This is a genomic window from Aminobacter sp. NyZ550 (genome assembly GCF_025628925.2).
In the GTDB taxonomy this organism is placed as follows: domain Bacteria; phylum Pseudomonadota; class Alphaproteobacteria; order Rhizobiales; family Rhizobiaceae; genus Aminobacter; species Aminobacter ciceronei.
In genome coordinates, this window is sequence record NZ_CP114190.1 from 2,524,433 (window position 1) to 2,540,303 (window position 15,871).

A 15,871-nucleotide genomic window follows, 5' to 3' on the forward strand; every position below is an offset into this window, starting at 1 on the left:
GCCATCAGAGAGCCCGGCAAATCCCGAGTGGTTTCTGAGAAATTTCCGATGTTTTGGGGGGAGACGCCCTCTTCGCTTCCTCGTTGGCCAGCTCAAGGAAAAAGGCGATAGGCATTTGGAACTATGATCCGGCAATCAGCAGGACGGCCTACAAGAGCACCCGTCGGCAACTGGAGCCAGGCCGGCCGCGAGGCTGAGTTAGATACGGGCGATCCGGTGCTTTCTGAAGCGCGAAGCTCCCAGGCGGCATTGTGCGCTTTCTGAAAGTCCTCCATGCGCAGGGCAGGGTCGGCAAGCTGTATACACGCCGGTGTTGGCGTCATGCGTAGCGCGAGAGGACCTCACGCAGATCCCGCTTGGTGCGCGTTGTCTGGCTTAGGTTGGCCCACTCGAACACCTGCCGCAGATGTTGGACGATGGCTGCCGCACTGGCCGTTGGTTGACGTGAACGCAGAGCCTGCAGGATGGCAGTGCGCTCTTCGACGCTGCAGTCGGTTTCCTTGTGGGTGCTGTGCTGGGCAAGGATCAGTGACGTCCGCGAAGTCAGCGACTTGAGCATGCCGGCCAGGTCAAAATCTGCACTGCAAAACCATTGGTGCATGTATTCGCGGACGTACGCCAAGCAGCTTGCCGAGCCTAGCAATCCTGCCCAGCCAGGTCTGCCAAGCCAATTGAGCGCCCGCTGCCTTTCCGACTGATAATTTGCGTGATGCCGACGATCATGCTTGATGCCGCCAATATTTCACTGCACATCGCTCGGCATGTCGGATGAGGCAAGAAACCTGCGTCGGGATTTGCTGTGGGCCTGGCCCGCATCGCTGATTCTGCATGGGTTTCTGATCGCGGTGATGCTGGCCTACAGCCAGCCGAGGCTTCCTGAACAGCAGCAGGAGGAGGCGGTAAACGTCACTCTCGTGCCGCCGCCAGCACAGCCGATGCCGAAACCGGCTCCTCCGCCTCCCGCGAAGGCCGAAGCCGAAAAGCCTGCGGAGCCGAAGCCGTCGCCGGCGCCGGAGACATCGCCGTCCAAGCCGGCGCAAGTCGAGGTTCTGAAGCCTGTCTTCAGGTTCGGAGACAAGGATGCCGGTTCCGGCAAGTCTCCGGAGAGCGGCAGCGTCCAAGACACCGCGCCGTCCCCGGCAAAGGACGAGACTGTGAAGGCGCCTTCCGAGGAACGGCTCGATGCAGCCGATGACGCCGCAAAGCAGGCGGCGGCTGCAAAGGATTCCGGGGTGGTTCAGGACGCGGAGAGCGAGCCAGCTCCAAACCAGAACAATGGCAAGCAGGAAGCAGACAAGCAGGAGGGACTGACGGAGGGTGCCGACACGCAGGCAGCGTCGGCGCCAGCGCCGCTGGGCGCCATCGGCAATGACGGCGAGATCGTGCTGCCCGCCATGGCCACGGCGCCTGAGCCCAGGCCCGCAAATACGCCGAAACCCAGTCTTGCGCAGATCCCTAAACCTGGAAGCGGCAAGGCCAGGGCCCCAGCCTCCGGCAATGCGAACGCTGCCGCCTCGCAGCCCTTTTCGGGATTGCCGGGGGTTCGAAGGCCGCAATCGCAAGGCGCTACCGGTGCTGCACTGAGCACGACGGCGATGGCCGGCTTGCCTCGTGACAAGCGGGCTGCCCAACTCTGCGCCAGCGCGCTGCAACGGCGACTGGTCGACGCTTCCTATTCTCCCGACCTTGTGCCTCTCGTCCCGCTCAGGCGCGGCAATGTGCTCGACGTTCCGGAGGCGGCCTTCCGCACGCGCACGGCATGGCACGCGTTGAGCTTCCGATGCGAGGTCGATGCCGAGGCGACAACGATCCGGTCCTTGTCCTTCCGCGTCGGCGCGACGATCCCGCCCGGCGAGTGGGCGCGGCTGGGGCTCCCCGCACGCAACTAGGCGGCTCCCGATCTTGGCCTTGGTGCTGCGCTGCCCTTCCGCTGCAGCGCCATTGCGTGATATCAAGCTGCTAGAGGGATAACCGAAGCTCAGCCTCGAAACCCGGCAAGCACGTGCTGTGTCGGGGCGGTTTTCTCCTTCCGGCATGGCGCAGTCATGATCGGAAGGCAGAATATGGACCCTCGAATCTTTCTATTGGCACTGGCGACGTTCGCCACCGGCACGGCCGAAAACATCGTCATCGGCATTCTGCCCGATGTCGCCTTGGGCCTTGGCGTTTCGCTTGGGCTTGCCGGTCAGCTGACGGCCGTCTTCTCGTTGACCTTTGCGCTCGCAGCGCCGGCAGCGCTTGTGCTGACCCGGCGCATGGAGCGCAGGACGATCCTCGTTTTCGCCTTGGCGGCGTTCGTTCTGAGCAATCTGGCTGCAGCCTTGAGTCCTGGCATCGCGGTGCTGTTTGCAGCACGCATCGCCATGGCAGCGGCAAGCGCCACCGCCTGTCTCGTGGCCACCATGCTGGCGACCGAGCTCGCCGGGCCCGACAGGCGCGGACGGGCAATCGGCCTGATCTTCATGGGAATCAGCGGGTCGATGGTGCTGGGTGTGCCCGCCGGAATGTTGATCAGCGGCCTGTTTGGCTGGCGCATCGTGTTCTTGGCGCTGGCGTTGCTGGCCTTGTTGATTCTTGCGCTCTGCCAGCTATTGCTGCCTGTTTCAAGCAGAGGGCCGCGCGACATGGCGGGCTATCGTCGCCATGTCGGGTCGCTGCGGCTTTTGTCCGGGCAGCTGGTGTCGATCCTGATGATAGGTGGTCACTTCGTCCTGTTTGCCTATCTCGCACCTTATGCAGTCGACGCGGTCGGCTTCGACGACGACACGCTCGTACCCATCTTCGTGGCCTTTGGCGTGGCCGGCGTCAGCGGCGGCTATCTCGGCGGCTGGCTGACGGACGTCGTCACGCCGCGTGCCGCGATCCTTGTCGTCCCGCTTGCCTATCTGGCGGTCCAGCTTGCCATTCCGGCCGTCTCTTCCATGCCGATGGCGTTCCTCGGCCTGATGATGGTCTGGGCCTGCATTAGCTGGATGATCTCGCCAGTGGTGCAGAGCTTCCTGATCAGCGCGGGGCCTGAGACCGCGGAAGCCGGCGTCAGCCTCAACCTGTCGGCGATGCATGTCGGCGTGGCTCTTGGCACCGCGATCGGCGGGCTGGCGCTCGATCGAGGTTCCGCAGCGGCCTTGCCGTGGACAGGCGCCATCCTCGCGGCCATTGCCGTAGCGGCGAGCCTGATTGCTTCCTGGCGCGCCGGAAGCAAGCAGGGGAGACCAGCCATCGGAGTTTGAAAAGTCGGAATTTTCGGTCGACTATGCCGGCATGAAGCGCTTCGCATTCGTCCTCGCCCGCGACTTTACGCTGTCGCCGCTGTCGTTGTTCGTCGACACGCTCCGGCTGGCCGGGGATGAGGGTGACCGCAGCCGACGTGCGGCCTTCGACTGGCAGATCATCGGCGAGCTGGGGCTGCCCATCCGGGCGAGTTCCGGCATCGAGCTGATGCCGACCGCACCGGCCCTCCGGCCTGAGGATTACGACAACATCCTTGTGGTCGGCGGGCTGCTCGGGCGGAAAAACTCGCTGCCGGCATCGGCCGAGCGCTTCGTCGAAAGCGCGGCAAGAAAGTGCGTTCCCGTTGGTGCCCTGTGCACCGGCAGCTTCGTACTTGCCGAGATGGGCTTGCTCGACGGCCACAGGGCTTCGGTGAGCTGGTTCCACATCGAGGATTTCCGCTCCCGTTTCCCCGACGTCGACGCTTCCTGCGACCGGCTTTTCATCGTCGATGGCAACAGGGCGACATGCTCGGGCGGGGCAGGCGCCGCAGACCTCGCGGCCCATCTGGTCTCAGGGGTCATCGGCGAGCAGTCGGCCGCCAAGGCGTCGCGCATCTTGCTGCTCGACAGGGTCAGGGATGCCGATGCCGTGCAGCCCAATCTCGAGCTTTTCCCCGAGGCGAAGACGCTTTCGGTACGCAGGGCCTTGCTGGTGATGGAAAGCAACCTCCAGGAACCGCTTGCGATCGTCGACGTAGCCCGGTCGGTCGGCGTGTCCACCCGGCAGCTCGACCGCGATTTCGCCAGTCAGCTCGGAACCAGCCCCGCGCGCGCCTATCTGAAGCTGCGCATTAGCCTGGCCACCCGCCTGTTGAGCTCCGGCAAGAATCCGGTCGGCGATGTGGCGTTCCAGTCCGGCTTCGCCAATGCCGGGCACTTCAGCCGGGTGTTCCGTAAGATGACCGGCCTGTCGCCGACGGAAGCCTCCCGTCGATCGCCGGCGCTGTGAAGCTGTAACATCGGTATATTTCGATTGGGTGCCTATTGGAGCCCACGGGCCACCGCTGGCGTGTATTGGCCGGGCGTAGTCAGGCCGAACCGTCGGCATTTCTTTCGAACTGCGGATATTCCGTGATCACTCAGGCAGTCTCCGGCACCTTCACCTCCGGCATAGCGCCGATCAGCATGCGGGCGTACTCGCTTTTCGGGGCGTCGAAAATCTCGGCGCAGTCGCCCTGTTCGACAAGTTCGCCGCGGTTGATCAGCGCCACCCGGTCGCAGAGATAACGCACGACGGCGAGGTCGTGGCTGATGAAGAAGTAGGTCAGGCCGAGGCGATCCTGAAGCTCGCACAGGAGATTGAGAACCTGCGCCTGCACCGAGACGTCGAGCGCCGAGGTCGGCTCGTCGAGCAGCAGAAGCTCCGGGCCTGAGGCAAGGGCGCGTGCGATGCAGATGCGCTGGCGCTGGCCGCCGGAGAATTCGTGCGGATAGCGGTGCAGGTGCTGCGGGCCCATGCCGACGAGCGAAAGCAGTTCCGCGGCGCGGTCGCTGCGCTGTCTGTTGGTCAGGCCAAGGGTCTCGTGGTGGATGACCAGCGGCTCGGTGACGATGTCGTAGACCGACATACGCGGGTTGAGCGAGGCATAGGGGTCCTGGAAAACGATCTGGACGCGCGAGCGCAGGCGGCGCAGTTCGGCGTCGGAAAGTTTGCCCAGGTCCTGGCCCTGTACGCGGATACTGCCAGATGTCGGCGTTTCCAGATGCAGGATGGAGCGCGTCAGCGTTGTCTTGCCCGAGCCGCTTTCGCCTACGAGACCAAAACTCTCGCCCTTGCGCACGCTGAGCGACACGTTCTTCAGCGCATGGACTTCCGGCGACGTGCCAAAGATCCCGCGACGCCCCGGGTAGATCTTCGAGACATTGTCGATCTCAAGCATGATCTCAGTCATCGACGAGCGCCTCCATTTCGTTGACGCGGATGCAGGCGGCGGCATGGCTGTCGCCGACCGACACCAGCGGTGGCATGGCCGTTGTGCAGGCGGGTTGGGCAAACTGGCAGCGCGGTGCGAAGCGGCAGCCCGGCGGCGGCGTGATCAGGTTCGGCACCGAGCCCGCCAGGCCGCGAAGCTCGCCGCGTTTGGTCTCGCGCGTCGGGATCGCCGACATCAATGCGCGTGTGTAGGGATGGACGGGATTGCCGATGACGGCCGCGACCGGCCCGCTTTCGACGATGTTTCCGGCATACATGACCGCAACGTGGCTGCATGTCTGGGCGACGACGCCGAGATTGTGGGTGATGAGCACGACGCCCATGTCGAAGTCTTTGACGCTGTTCTTGATCAGTTCGAGGATCTGCGCCTGGACCGACACGTCGAGGGCCGTCGTCGGCTCGTCGGCGATCAAAAGGTCGGGGCGGCCGATCAGCGCCATGGCGATCAGCACGCGCTGGCGCATGCCGCCGGAAAACTGGTGCGGATAGTCGTCGAGGCGCGCGAGAGCATTGGGGATGCCGACGCGGGTGAGCATCTCGCCGGCCAGCTTGCGCGCGGCCTGGCGGCGTTCGCGCCGGCCGGCTTTGGCCGCACAGCCGATGACGTCAGGATCGCGTTCGGCGGCGGCCAGCGCCACGTCGACGAGCTGCTCGCCGATGCGGAAGGCCGGGTTGAGGTTGGTCGTCGGATCCTGGAAGATCATGCCGATGCGCTTACCGCGCAGGCGCTGCATCTCAGTCTGGCTGAGCTTGAGCAGGTCCTGGCCTTCGAGCAGAATCTCGCCGGCGGTGTAGTGCGCCGGAGGCGTCGGCTGCAGGCGCGAGACCGACAGGCCGGTCAGCGACTTGCCGCAGCCGCTTTCGCCGACGAGACCCCAGATTTCGCCCCGCTTGACGGTGAGGTTGATGCCGTTCAGCACATGCGCCCGGCCGTCGAAGCTGGACATTCTAAGGTGCAGGTCGCGGATAGACAGGAGAGGCTGGGTCATCTCAACGCCTCGCCTTCGGATCGAGAATGTCGCGCAGGCCGTCGCCAAGCAGGTTGAAGCCGAACACGGCGAGGAACATCGCCATGCCGGGCGCCATCGCCGTCCACCAGTAGTCGGGCATGTAGGAACGCGAAACCGACAGCAGGGTGCCCCATTCCGGCGTCGGCGGACGGACGCCGATGCCGATGAAGCCGAGGCCGGCGACGGTCAGGATGGCGAAACCCATGTCGAGCGACATCTTGACGATGATCGGCGAAACGACGTTGGGCAGGATGTGGCGGAACAGGATGCGCTTGGGGGTGGCGCCAAGCGCCCTGGCGGCGGTGACATAGACCTCCTCGCGCGCTGCCAGCACCTCGCCACGCACCAGCCGCGCATAGCCGGGCCACCATGACAGGGCAATGGCGATGACCATATTGCCGAAACCCGAGCCGAGGGCCGCAGCAATCGCCATGGCAAGGATCAGGCCGGGAATGGTCAAGGTGAGGTCGGTCAGCCGCATCAGCACCTCGTCGATCCAGCCGCGGGCAAAGCCGGCGACCGCACCGACCAGCGTGCCGATCACCGAGCCGATGAGCACGACGCCAAAGCCGGCGAGCACCGACACGGTGGTGCCGGCCATGACCAGCGACAGCACGTCCTGGCCGAGTTCATTGGTGCCGAAGGGATGGGCTGCCGATGGCGGCATGAAGCGCGAAGCGGTGTCGACGCCGCCGGCGACATGTTCGGGATAGGGGGCGAGCACGGTGCCAAAGACGGTGAAGAAGATCACCGCCACGACCATGACGGCGCCGAGCATCGACAGCTTGCTCTGTGAAAAGCGGAAGAAGGCGCGGCGCAGCCTGTCGCGGCGCGGCGTGGCGAAATCGTCCGCAATGTTGTGTTCGGTGATGCTCATGAGTAGCGGACCTTGGGGTTGATGACGCCGTAGAGCAGGTCGATGACGAGATTGGCGAAGACGAACAGCAGGCCGATGACCAGGGCGACGCCGATCACCGGCATCATGTCCTGCGAGACGATGGCCTTGGTGGCGTAGAGGCCGAGGCCGGGCCAGTCGAACACCGTCTCGACCAGCACCGTGCCGCCGAGCAGCCAGCCGAAATAGAGACCGATGACGGTCAGCGTCGCCGAGACGGCGTTGCGGGCGACGTATTTGGTAATGATCTTGCGCTGCGGCAGGCCAAGCGCGCGTGCCGTCATCACGTAATCCTGCTGCATCACCTCGATGGTCGAGGCGCGCATCATGCGCATGATGGTGGCAAGCGGAGACAGCGACATCGCGATCGCCGGCAGCGCCAGGTGGCGCAGCGACATTAAGAAGGCGTTCCAGTTTCCGGCGATCAGGGAATCGATTGTCAGGAAGCCGGTGACGAAGCGTGGCGGGATGACGACGATCGGCAGGCGGCCGCCGAGCGGCAGCCACATCAGCCACATCGCAAAGCAGAGCTGCAAAAGCAGGCCAAGGAAGAAGCGCGGCATCGAGATCGCGCCGATGGCGCCGACCTGGGCCAGGTAGTCGGGCCAGCGATTGCGCCAGACGGCGGTGATGAGGCCGAGCGGAATGCCGACTGCGACGGCGATGAACATCGCTGCGAAAACGAGTTCGAGGGTCGCGGGCAGGTAGGCCTTGATATCGGCAGCGACGGGTCGGCGCGTCAGCAGCGAGGTGCCGAGGTCGCCATGCATCAGGCCGGAGACATAGGTGCCGTACTGCACCCAGACCGGCTTATCCAGGCCATACTCCACGGCAAGCGCTGCGATTTCGGCCTGCGTTGCGTTCGGACCTGCGGCGAGTGCCACCGGATCGCCCGGGAGGAGGCGAGCGATGGCGAACATGATGATCGTCAGTCCGACGATGACCGGTATGAGCAGCAGAAGCCGCCGCAGGATGAAATGCAGCATTGCCGATGTCCTTTGGTTGGAGCTTTGGCGGGCCCGAAGGCCCGCCAAATGTTCGACTTAGCCGAGCGACAGGCCCCAGGCCTCGATGGCATTGGAGGCGACCGGGGTGAAGTGATAGTCCTTCACGGTGTCGCGCATGGCGAGCTTGCGGCGCTCCAGCACGCCGAAGACGTCGGGGGCGTCCTCGACGACCTTCTTCTGGAATTCGCCATAGATCGCAACGCGCTTTGCCTGGTCGATTTCCTTGCGGCCGGCCTCGATGAGAGCGTCGACTTCGGCGTTCTTGTACACCGCGTTCTGCCATGCGCCGTTGCGCGACGAGTGGTAGGCCGCATAGGCGATGTTGTCGGGGTCGCCGTAGTTTGCCGTCTGGTAGACCGGGAACAGGTCGGGGAAGGTTTCCGGCGACTTGCAGGCGGTGACCATGTCGGGCCAGTTCATAGGCACGATCTCGAGGTCGATGTTCAGCTGCTTGAGGCTGTCGAGCATGATCAGCGCCCAGCGGCGCTGCTGCTCGAGACCCGAGACGTGGTACATCTTGAGCTTGAAGCCGCCTTCCGGCTTGGCCGACTTGGCCATGAACTCCTTGGCCTTGGGCATGTCGGTGCCATAGGCGGCAAGGTTGGCGTCGAAGCCGAGGATGCCCATCGGCAGCGGGCCTTTCATCAGGTCGGCATAACCCGCGGCGTCGAGGATCGCCTGGTAGTTGGTGGCGTAGGAGATCGCCTTGCGCAGGTTGATGTCGGCGCAGGGGCCGTGCTGGGTGTTCATCTTGATCGAGAAGGTGCGGTATTCCGGCTCGATGACGCTGACGACGCCCGAGGCGTCCTTCAGCGCGTCCATATCCTCGCTGGTGAGGTCGGTGGCGATGTGGGCTTCGCCGCGCTGGATCATCAGGCGCTGGGTGGCGGTTTCGCGGACGATCTGCCAGATCACGCCTTCGAGGTTGCCGCCGCTGGCCTGCCAGGCCTCAGGCGCGCGGGCAAGTTGATAGAGTGTGCCGACCTCGAAGCGGGCAACCGAGAATGGGCCGGAGCCGGCAGTATTGGTCATAAGATAGGTTTCGCCTGAATCACTGCCGAGATTGGCTTCGACCACCGCCTTCTCGACGATGAAGATCCAGGGCAGAACCTGCAGGAACGGCGCGAAGGGGGCGGTGAGCTTGAACTTGACCGTGCCGGCGTCGACGGCCGTCACGCCCTCGGCGGTGACGATATCACGAATCATCCAGGAGTTGCCCTTGGCGAGCTTCAGCGCACGGGCGAAGGAGTAGACGACGTCGTCTGCCGTAACGGCATTGCCGGAGTGGAACTTGGCGGCCTTGTTCAGGACGAAGGTGAATTCCGTGCCGTCGGGGCTGACCGTCCAGCTCTCGGCGATGCCGGGGGCGGGCACCGGCGGGTTGCCCGAGATGCGCACCAGCGGGTCATAGACGTTGCGCATGAAGAACGAGGCGGAATAGCCGGTCGCGGTGTGCGGGTCGAAATTGGGGATGTCCTGGCCGGCGGCGATGATCAGGACGCCGCTCGACTGGGCGAAGAGCTGACGCGGGAACACCGTGGTGGCGAGGCCGACGCCGGCGAGGGCCAGAAGGCCGCGCCGCGAGATGTTGAACTGGTCAGAGGTCATTGCATTGCTCCTGTCGAATGTCTGGTCGTCATTGCAAATGGGCGGCGCCAGTTGGCCGGGCGCCGCCGGATCTCGATGGGGCAGTCAGGCCCAGGCCACATTTTCCTGCGGTGCCACGGTGCCGGACGTTCCCGGTTCGTGGCGGTAGTTGAGCGCGACGTGGTCGGGCGTGACGAAGCCAAGCGCGAGGTCGCGGGAGATCGCTGCCGGGGAACGCTCGGCGGAGTTGCCGTAGCCGGAGCCGCCGGCGAGCACGAGCTCGACCACCTGGTCGGTCCGATGCAGCGACACCAACTCGCCGGTGCCGCAATCGCGCAGCACGCGGCCGTCGGTGGAGAGCACCCGGCCGCGGGCACCACCGCCGGCCTGGCCGCCGAACAGGCCGTCGATCGGGTTGTCGACACCTTCTGGGTAGACGGAGACGAGCATCTCCAGTCCGTCCTCTTCGCGCTTGCGGAAGCGAACGACCTGGCCGAGGCCGCCGCGCATCTTGCCGGCACCGCCGCTGTCGGCGCGGAATGCCTTCTCCAGCACCAGCACTGGAACGCGGCTTTCCATCAACTCGATGGAGGTGTTGGCAGCCGAGGTCGGCCACAACAGCGAGGAGTGGCCGTCGCCGCGCTCGGAGCCGCCCTGGCCGCCGCCGCAGAAGAGCATGTCCGAATAGAACTGCCCGTCCTTGGTCTGGCCGTAGACGTTCGCCGCAACCGCAAGCCCGGTGAAGGATTGGACCATTTCGGGTGAGGCCGACGACAGGGCCGCGAAGATGTTCGGCGCGAGATACCAGCCGGTGCGGGTGCGCAGGTTCACGGCCGCCGGATATGTCGGATTCAGGATCGAACCTTCTGGTGCCGTCACCGTGAACGGGCGATAGCAACCGGCATTGCCGCGCACCGCAGGCGTCAGCATGCACTTCAGCGGGTAGGTCGCATGGGCTGCGGTATAGTTCAGCGTCGAGTTGAGACCACCCTGTGGCAACTGCGGCGGGGCGCCGTCGAAATCGACAGTGATGCTGTCGCCTTCGACCTTGACCAGGACGGGGTAAGTGATGGTCTCGCCGAGCGGATTGTTGGTGATGACCGATCGGTACTCGCCATCGGGCAGTGCGCGGATTGCGTCGCGCATCGCCTTTTCCGACAGGCCCTGCACCACTTCGGCGAGGGCACCGAGGTCATGCATGCCATAGTCATGCATGAAGGCATCGAGACGTTCCGCGCCGAGCTTGTTGGCTGCGACGAAGGAGAAGATGTCGCCCAGCACCTGTTCGCCGTTGCGGACGTTCTGGCGGATGAGCTGGATCAGGGTCTCGTTGGGCCGTCCCTCCTCGAAGATCTTCATCGGGGGGATCTGCAGGCCTTCTTCATAGATCTCGCGGGCATGCAGCGAGTCCTTGGTGCCGCCGATGTCGGAGACGTGGCCGACTGTGCCCATCAGGCCGACGAGCTTGCCATTGCGGAAGGCCGGCGTGACGATGGCGATGTCGAACAGGTGACCGGCGCAGAGCCACGGATCGTTGGTGATCAGCACGTCGCCGGGCTTCAGCGTCTCGGCCGGATAGCGCTCCAGCAGGGCCTTGACCGCGCGCGGCAGCGTGAGGTTGAACACCGGCATGGCGCGCGGGCTGTGGGCCAGCGTCTCGCCGTCCTTGTCGAGCAGCTCGCAGGCAAAATCCTGCGCCTCGGCGATGACGAGCGAGAAGGCGGTGCGGCAGACGGTAAGCCACATCTCCTCAACGACGTTGACGAGACGCGACCACATGATCTCGAGGCCGATCGGATCGCCCTTGATGCGGGCGACAGCCTCGGCGCGGGTCATGTCGTCTGTGACGAACGCATCGGCGGCCTTGAGCGCGCCGACCTGGACGCAGAGGTTCTGGCCGGCGTCGATCGTGACGCTGTCGGATGGGCCGACAACGGTTGTGGATTCACGCTCTTCGATGATTGCCGGACCCGCAATGGTGTCGCCGCTGCGCAGCGCGTAGCGATCGTAGACGGCCGTCTCGAACTTGCCTTCGTCGAACCAGCAGACGCGATGGCCCTTGATCCGAGCTGCAGTATCGCCGCCGCCGGTGGCGCCGGTGAGCGACAATTGCGGCGTCGGGCCGGCGACGCGGACGCGGAAGTTGACGGATTCGAAACGCGCGCCCTCGAAAGGCTCGGCGTAGCGGGCCGAGTAGGCGCGGACGAAGGCTTCGCGAATGGCCGGCAGATCGGCTTCGCCAAGAGTCGTCGTGGGCAGCGCCACGCTGATGTCGTGCATCTGGCCGACGAGGCGCATGTCGGCGCTGCGCTCGACAACAATGTCGCCTGCCGCGATGCCGGAGCGGGTCAGCTGGTGCCGTCCCTCGTCTTCGAGGGCGGTCAGCACGCCATTGACGGCGTCCGTGTCAAAGCCAGTCTTCAGCTCGACACGCAGCGACCGCACACCCTCGAAGGACAGTGGGGCTGCAAGGAAGCCGAGGGCAGATGCCGCACCTGATGCCGGTGGGATCAGCACGGAGCTGATGCCCATGGCACGTGCCACGTCGACCGCATGGGCCGGACCGGCGCCGCCGAAGCCGACCATGGAGTATTCGCGCGGGTCCTTGCCGCGTTCGACAAGGTGTACGCGGGCAGCCGAGGCCATGCTTTCGACCACCACCTTGTGGATGCCAAGCGCGGCTTCTTCGATCGTCAGGTTCAACGGTTCAGCCACCCGCGCAATCGCTGCACGTGCGGCCTCGAGGTCGAGCTTCATGCGACCGCCGAGGAAGAAGTTGGGGTCGTAATAGCCGAGCGTGAGGTTGGCGTCGGTGACCGTCGGCTGCTTGCCGCCCATGCCGTAGCAGGCCGGGCCCGGATCGGAGCTGGCGGAATGCGGGCCGACCTTCAGCAGGCCGACGTCGTCGATGGCGGCGATCGAACCGCCGCCGGCGCCGATCTCGATCATCTCGATGACGGGGGCCTTGATCGGCAGGCCGGAACCCTTGACGAAGCGGTGGACGCGCGCGGCTTCCATCATCGGCGAAATTTCGGCGCGGCCGTCTTCGATCATGCAGGCCTTGGCGGTGGTGCCGCCCATGTCGAAGGAAATGACGTCGGACAGGCCGGCAGCCTTGCCGAACAGGGCGGTAGCGAGACCGCCACCGGCCGGGCCGCTTTCGAGCAGCCGGATCGGGAAGTCGCGTGCGGTTTCCAGAGACATCAGGCCGCCGGCCGAATGCATCAGCCTGAGCGCGCCGGCAAAGCCAGCACCGCGCAGCGATTTCTCGAGCTTGGTCAGATAGCGGTGCATCAAGGGCTGCACGAAGGCGTTGGCGCAGGTGGTGACAATGCGCTGGTACTCGCCCATTTCGGCGACGACTTCGCTCGAGATCGAGACCGACAGCTCGGGGAAGGCGGCGCGGATGATGTCGGCGGCGCGGCGCTCATGCACCGAATTGGCATAAGAGTGCATGAAGGCGATGGCGACCGCCTCGCAACCCTGCGCGACGAGCGCCTTGGCCGCCTGCAGGACCTGGGCTTCGTCGAGCGCGGTCTCCACCTCGCCCGAGGCATTCATGCGCTCGTCGACCTCGAGGCGCAGGTCGCGGCTGACCATTGGATCGGGGAAGGAGACGAACAGGTCATAGATGTCATAGCGCTGCTCGGTGCCCATTTCGAGCAGGTCGCGGAAGCCGCGCGTCGTGATGAGACCGACCGGCGCGCCCTTGCGTTCGATGACGGCGTTGGTGACCAGCGTCGTGCCATGGACGATCTCGCCGACGTCGCTATGCTTGATGCTCTTGAGATCCAGCAGTTCCTGCAGGCCGAGCAGAGCCGCCTGGGACGGATCGTGTGGCGTGGTCAGGCGCTTGTGCAGCGTGACTGAATGGTTCTGGCTGTCATAGAGCACGAAGTCGGTGAAGGTTCCACCAATGTCGAACCCCACGCGCCAGCGGTTGGGCAGATCACTCATTACTGATGTCCTTTTCTTCAGATCCGGGGGGCGACGAAGGCGCTGTCGCCCAGGTCCTCGGCTATGCGGGCGGCCCCCTTGGCGAGGGCGGCAATCATCTCGTCACGGCCTTTGGTGTCGACGAGTGCGTGGGGGTAGACGATGCAGAGGCTGACGGCTTCGTCGGTGCGCGGATCGGCGACCGATATCGCGATGGCGTCGACGCCGGGCGTGGCTTCCTGGCTCGAATAGGCGAAGCCCTGGTGCCGCACTTTCGAAAGCTGCTCGCTCAGTTCATGCAAAGCGCTGTGCCCGGCATAGAGCGCATGCACTGCCTCCTCGCCAAGCCGCGCCAGCAGCGACCGACCGGTCGCACTGAGATGGGCAGGCAGGCGGCGGCCGATGTTACTGACGACGCGGAGCGCGTTGGTGCCCTGGAAGTCGGCGACGGCAGTCACTTCCTTGCCGTCGCGCACCGAGATGTATCCGGTATGGCCAAAGGTGTTGCTGGCTTCGGCGACGACTTCGCTGGCGCGGCCGATCAAAAGCGAGGAACGGCGGTAGGCGGCGGCGAGATCGAGCATCAGCCGGCCCGGGCGATGCCGGTGACTGTCGCCGATCGTCTCCAGCATGTTCGCCTCCCGCATCGCCTTCAGCAGGCGCGACGCATTGGCTTTCGGCATGCCGAGCAGCCGCACGACGTCCGAAACCGTCAGGTCGGGACAGTCGTTTCCGAAGCACCTCAGCACGTCTGCGGCATTGTTCAGGACCGACATTGCTCCTCCGAGTCGTTCCATTAAATGGAACTCAAGTTCCACTTTATGCAACTAATGCTCTCGTCCTTGCATTCGGTCAAGCTAAAAAATGAGCCGACTTTCCGATGCCGCCGGCCCGGTGGCATCGCGGATCGCACAGGCAAAGCTCCGCCCATCCCGGCAGCGATGTCGGGATCGAGCGAAGTCCTCAGATCAAGAAATTGATTTTGTTGGCGCGGCCGCGCTCAGGCGGCGCCGCGCACCTCGACCAGCCGGGCCAACAGGCTGGCGCCGACAGGCAGGATCGTGTCGTCAAAAATAAATCCGGAATTGTGCAGCGGAACGGTTCCGCCATGCCCCAGATTGAAGAAGGCACCCGGAACGACGCGCAGGAGATCGGCCATGTCCTCCGATCCCATCGTCAGTTCGGCGCTCGGCTGCGCCTTGTCGCCGACGATCTCCTGGGCCACCTCGATGAGGTTGTCGACCCGCTCCGGATCGTTCGACAGCACGTCGAAGATATTGCGGATGTCGGCGACAATGTCGATTTCGTGGGCGAGTGCGAAGCCGGCGCACAGCTTGCGGATGCGGTTTTCGATCAGTTCGCCGTCAGCGTCGTGGAAATAGCGGAAGGTGCCGCGCAGCACTGCGGTTTCCGGAATGACGTTGTAGGCGGAGCCGGCGTGGAACTGCGTCACCGAAACGACGGCCGGATGCGTCGGGTCGGTGTTTCGCGAGACGATCTCCTGCATCTCCTTGATCAGGCCGGAGCCGATGGTGATCGGATCACGGCTGGCCTGGGGCATGGCGCCGTGGCTGCCGCGGCCGTGGATCGTAATGTCGAAGAAGCTGGCGCCGGCCTGCGCCTTACCCGGCCGGATCGTCAGCTGGGAATGGCCCTGATAGGGCGAATTGTGCATTCCGTAGAGCTCGTCGCAGGGGAAGCGGTCGAACAGGCCGTCGCGCAGCATGGCGCGCGCGCCGCCGAGGCCTTCCTCCGCCGGCTGGAAGATCAGCACGGCGCGGCCGGCGAAGTCGCGGTTTCCGGCGAGATAGCGCGCCGCACCCAGCAGCATGGTGGTGTGCCCGTCATGGCCGCAGCCGTGGAACACGCCCGGGTTCTTCGAGGCGTAGGGCAAGTTGGTCAACTCGTCCATCGGCAGGGCGTCCATGTCGGCGCGCAAGCCGATGCTGCGCCCCGGCCTGTTGCCCTCGATGATGCCGACGAGGCCGGTGCCGCCGATGCCGCGCTCGACAGTGACGCCCCAGCTGGTGAGCAGATCCGCCACACGCTTCGAGGTGCGATGCTCCTCGAAGCCGAGCTCGGGATGCTGGTGGAAATCCTGGCGTATCGCGGTGAGATCTGGGGCGAACTGGGCGATCTGTTCAATCACGGGCATGGCGAACCGTCTTTCGTGGCTTTTGCCCGTCAGTGGCACTGGCGTCTTGTGAAGGCAAGCGTTTCGTCCTAGGGCG

12 protein-coding genes are annotated in these 15,871 nt (G+C 64.9%); 3 read left to right on the forward strand and 9 right to left on the reverse strand.

Features of this window, described 5'->3' with window-relative positions; translation table 11 throughout:
* Positions 1-319: 319 nt before the first annotated feature.
* Positions 320-622, reverse strand: a complete 303-nt coding sequence (locus N7E70_RS12485; protein WP_263006539.1) for a hypothetical protein — start codon at positions 620-622, stop codon at positions 320-322.
* A 106-nt stretch (positions 623-728) separates the two neighbouring features.
* Here N7E70_RS12485 and N7E70_RS12490 point away from each other — a divergent pair, with 106 nt between their 5' ends.
* The 3 genes from N7E70_RS12490 (at position 729) to N7E70_RS12500 (ending at position 4,221) form a co-directional block, all read left to right on the forward strand.
* A complete protein-coding gene (locus N7E70_RS12490) occupies positions 729-1,889 on the forward strand; it encodes a DUF930 domain-containing protein (RefSeq protein ID WP_263006540.1) in 1,161 nt (386 codons plus the stop codon).
* A gap of 174 nt (positions 1,890-2,063) precedes the next feature.
* Positions 2,064-3,230: an MFS transporter gene (locus N7E70_RS12495; protein WP_263006541.1), complete on the forward strand. Its 1,167-nt coding sequence runs from the start codon at positions 2,064-2,066 to the stop codon at positions 3,228-3,230.
* Positions 3,231-3,261: 31 nt separating this feature from the next.
* Positions 3,262-4,221, forward strand: coding sequence for a GlxA family transcriptional regulator (locus N7E70_RS12500; protein ID WP_263006542.1), 960 nt, complete (start codon positions 3,262-3,264; stop codon positions 4,219-4,221).
* Between the two features lie 130 nt (positions 4,222-4,351).
* Here the strand turns inward: N7E70_RS12500 and N7E70_RS12505 are convergent, their stop codons facing one another.
* From N7E70_RS12505 to N7E70_RS12540, 8 genes are all read right to left on the reverse strand, one after another.
* Positions 4,352-5,164: an ATP-binding cassette domain-containing protein gene (locus tag N7E70_RS12505; RefSeq protein WP_263006543.1), complete on the reverse strand. Its 813-nt coding sequence runs from the start codon at positions 5,162-5,164 to the stop codon at positions 4,352-4,354.
* Complete coding sequence (locus N7E70_RS12510; RefSeq protein WP_263006544.1) at positions 5,157-6,194, reverse strand: ABC transporter ATP-binding protein; 1,038 nt, start codon at positions 6,192-6,194, stop codon at positions 5,157-5,159. Before N7E70_RS12510 ends, N7E70_RS12505 begins: the two co-directional genes overlap by 8 nt.
* A 1-nt stretch (position 6,195) precedes the next feature.
* Complete coding sequence (locus N7E70_RS12515; protein ID WP_263006545.1) at positions 6,196-7,092, reverse strand: ABC transporter permease; 897 nt, start codon at positions 7,090-7,092, stop codon at positions 6,196-6,198.
* On the reverse strand, positions 7,089-8,096 hold the full coding sequence (locus N7E70_RS12520; protein ID WP_263006546.1) for an ABC transporter permease: 1,008 nt from the start codon (positions 8,094-8,096) through the stop codon (positions 7,089-7,091). The genes N7E70_RS12515 and N7E70_RS12520 overlap by 4 nt, the downstream gene beginning before the upstream one ends.
* A 57-nt stretch (positions 8,097-8,153) precedes the next feature.
* A complete protein-coding gene (locus N7E70_RS12525; RefSeq protein WP_263006547.1) occupies positions 8,154-9,725 on the reverse strand; it encodes an ABC transporter substrate-binding protein in 1,572 nt (523 codons plus the stop codon).
* Positions 9,726-9,809: 84 nt separating this feature from the next.
* Complete coding sequence (locus tag N7E70_RS12530; protein ID WP_263006548.1) at positions 9,810-13,661, reverse strand: hydantoinase B/oxoprolinase family protein; 3,852 nt, start codon at positions 13,659-13,661, stop codon at positions 9,810-9,812.
* A gap of 17 nt (positions 13,662-13,678) precedes the next feature.
* Positions 13,679-14,416, reverse strand: a complete 738-nt coding sequence (locus tag N7E70_RS12535; protein ID WP_067960057.1) for an IclR family transcriptional regulator — start codon at positions 14,414-14,416, stop codon at positions 13,679-13,681.
* A 224-nt stretch (positions 14,417-14,640) separates the two neighbouring features.
* Positions 14,641-15,795: a M20 aminoacylase family protein gene (locus tag N7E70_RS12540; protein ID WP_263006549.1), complete on the reverse strand. Its 1,155-nt coding sequence runs from the start codon at positions 15,793-15,795 to the stop codon at positions 14,641-14,643.
* Between the last annotated feature and the right edge of the window lie 76 nt (positions 15,796-15,871).

Excerpts from the sequence above, each read along its gene's own strand:
- N7E70_RS12490 (WP_263006540.1), top strand. The coding sequence starts at position 729 with ATGCCGCCAATATTTCACTGCACATCGCTCGGCATGTCGGATGAGGCA.
- N7E70_RS12495 (WP_263006541.1), top strand. The coding sequence starts at position 2,064 with ATGGACCCTCGAATCTTTCTATTGGCACTGGCGACGTTCGCCACCGGC.
- N7E70_RS12500 (WP_263006542.1), top strand. The coding sequence starts at position 3,262 with ATGAAGCGCTTCGCATTCGTCCTCGCCCGCGACTTTACGCTGTCGCCG.
- N7E70_RS12505 (WP_263006543.1), bottom strand. The coding sequence starts at position 5,164 with ATGACTGAGATCATGCTTGAGATCGACAATGTCTCGAAGATCTACCCG.
- N7E70_RS12510 (WP_263006544.1), bottom strand. The coding sequence starts at position 6,194 with ATGACCCAGCCTCTCCTGTCTATCCGCGACCTGCACCTTAGAATGTCC.
- N7E70_RS12515 (WP_263006545.1), bottom strand. The coding sequence starts at position 7,092 with ATGAGCATCACCGAACACAACATTGCGGACGATTTCGCCACGCCGCGC.
- N7E70_RS12520 (WP_263006546.1), bottom strand. The coding sequence starts at position 8,096 with ATGCTGCATTTCATCCTGCGGCGGCTTCTGCTGCTCATACCGGTCATC.
- N7E70_RS12525 (WP_263006547.1), bottom strand. The coding sequence starts at position 9,725 with ATGACCTCTGACCAGTTCAACATCTCGCGGCGCGGCCTTCTGGCCCTC.
- N7E70_RS12530 (WP_263006548.1), bottom strand. The coding sequence starts at position 13,661 with ATGAGTGATCTGCCCAACCGCTGGCGCGTGGGGTTCGACATTGGTGGA.
- N7E70_RS12535 (WP_067960057.1), bottom strand. The coding sequence starts at position 14,416 with ATGTCGGTCCTGAACAATGCCGCAGACGTGCTGAGGTGCTTCGGAAAC.
- N7E70_RS12540 (WP_263006549.1), bottom strand. The coding sequence starts at position 15,795 with ATGCCCGTGATTGAACAGATCGCCCAGTTCGCCCCAGATCTCACCGCG.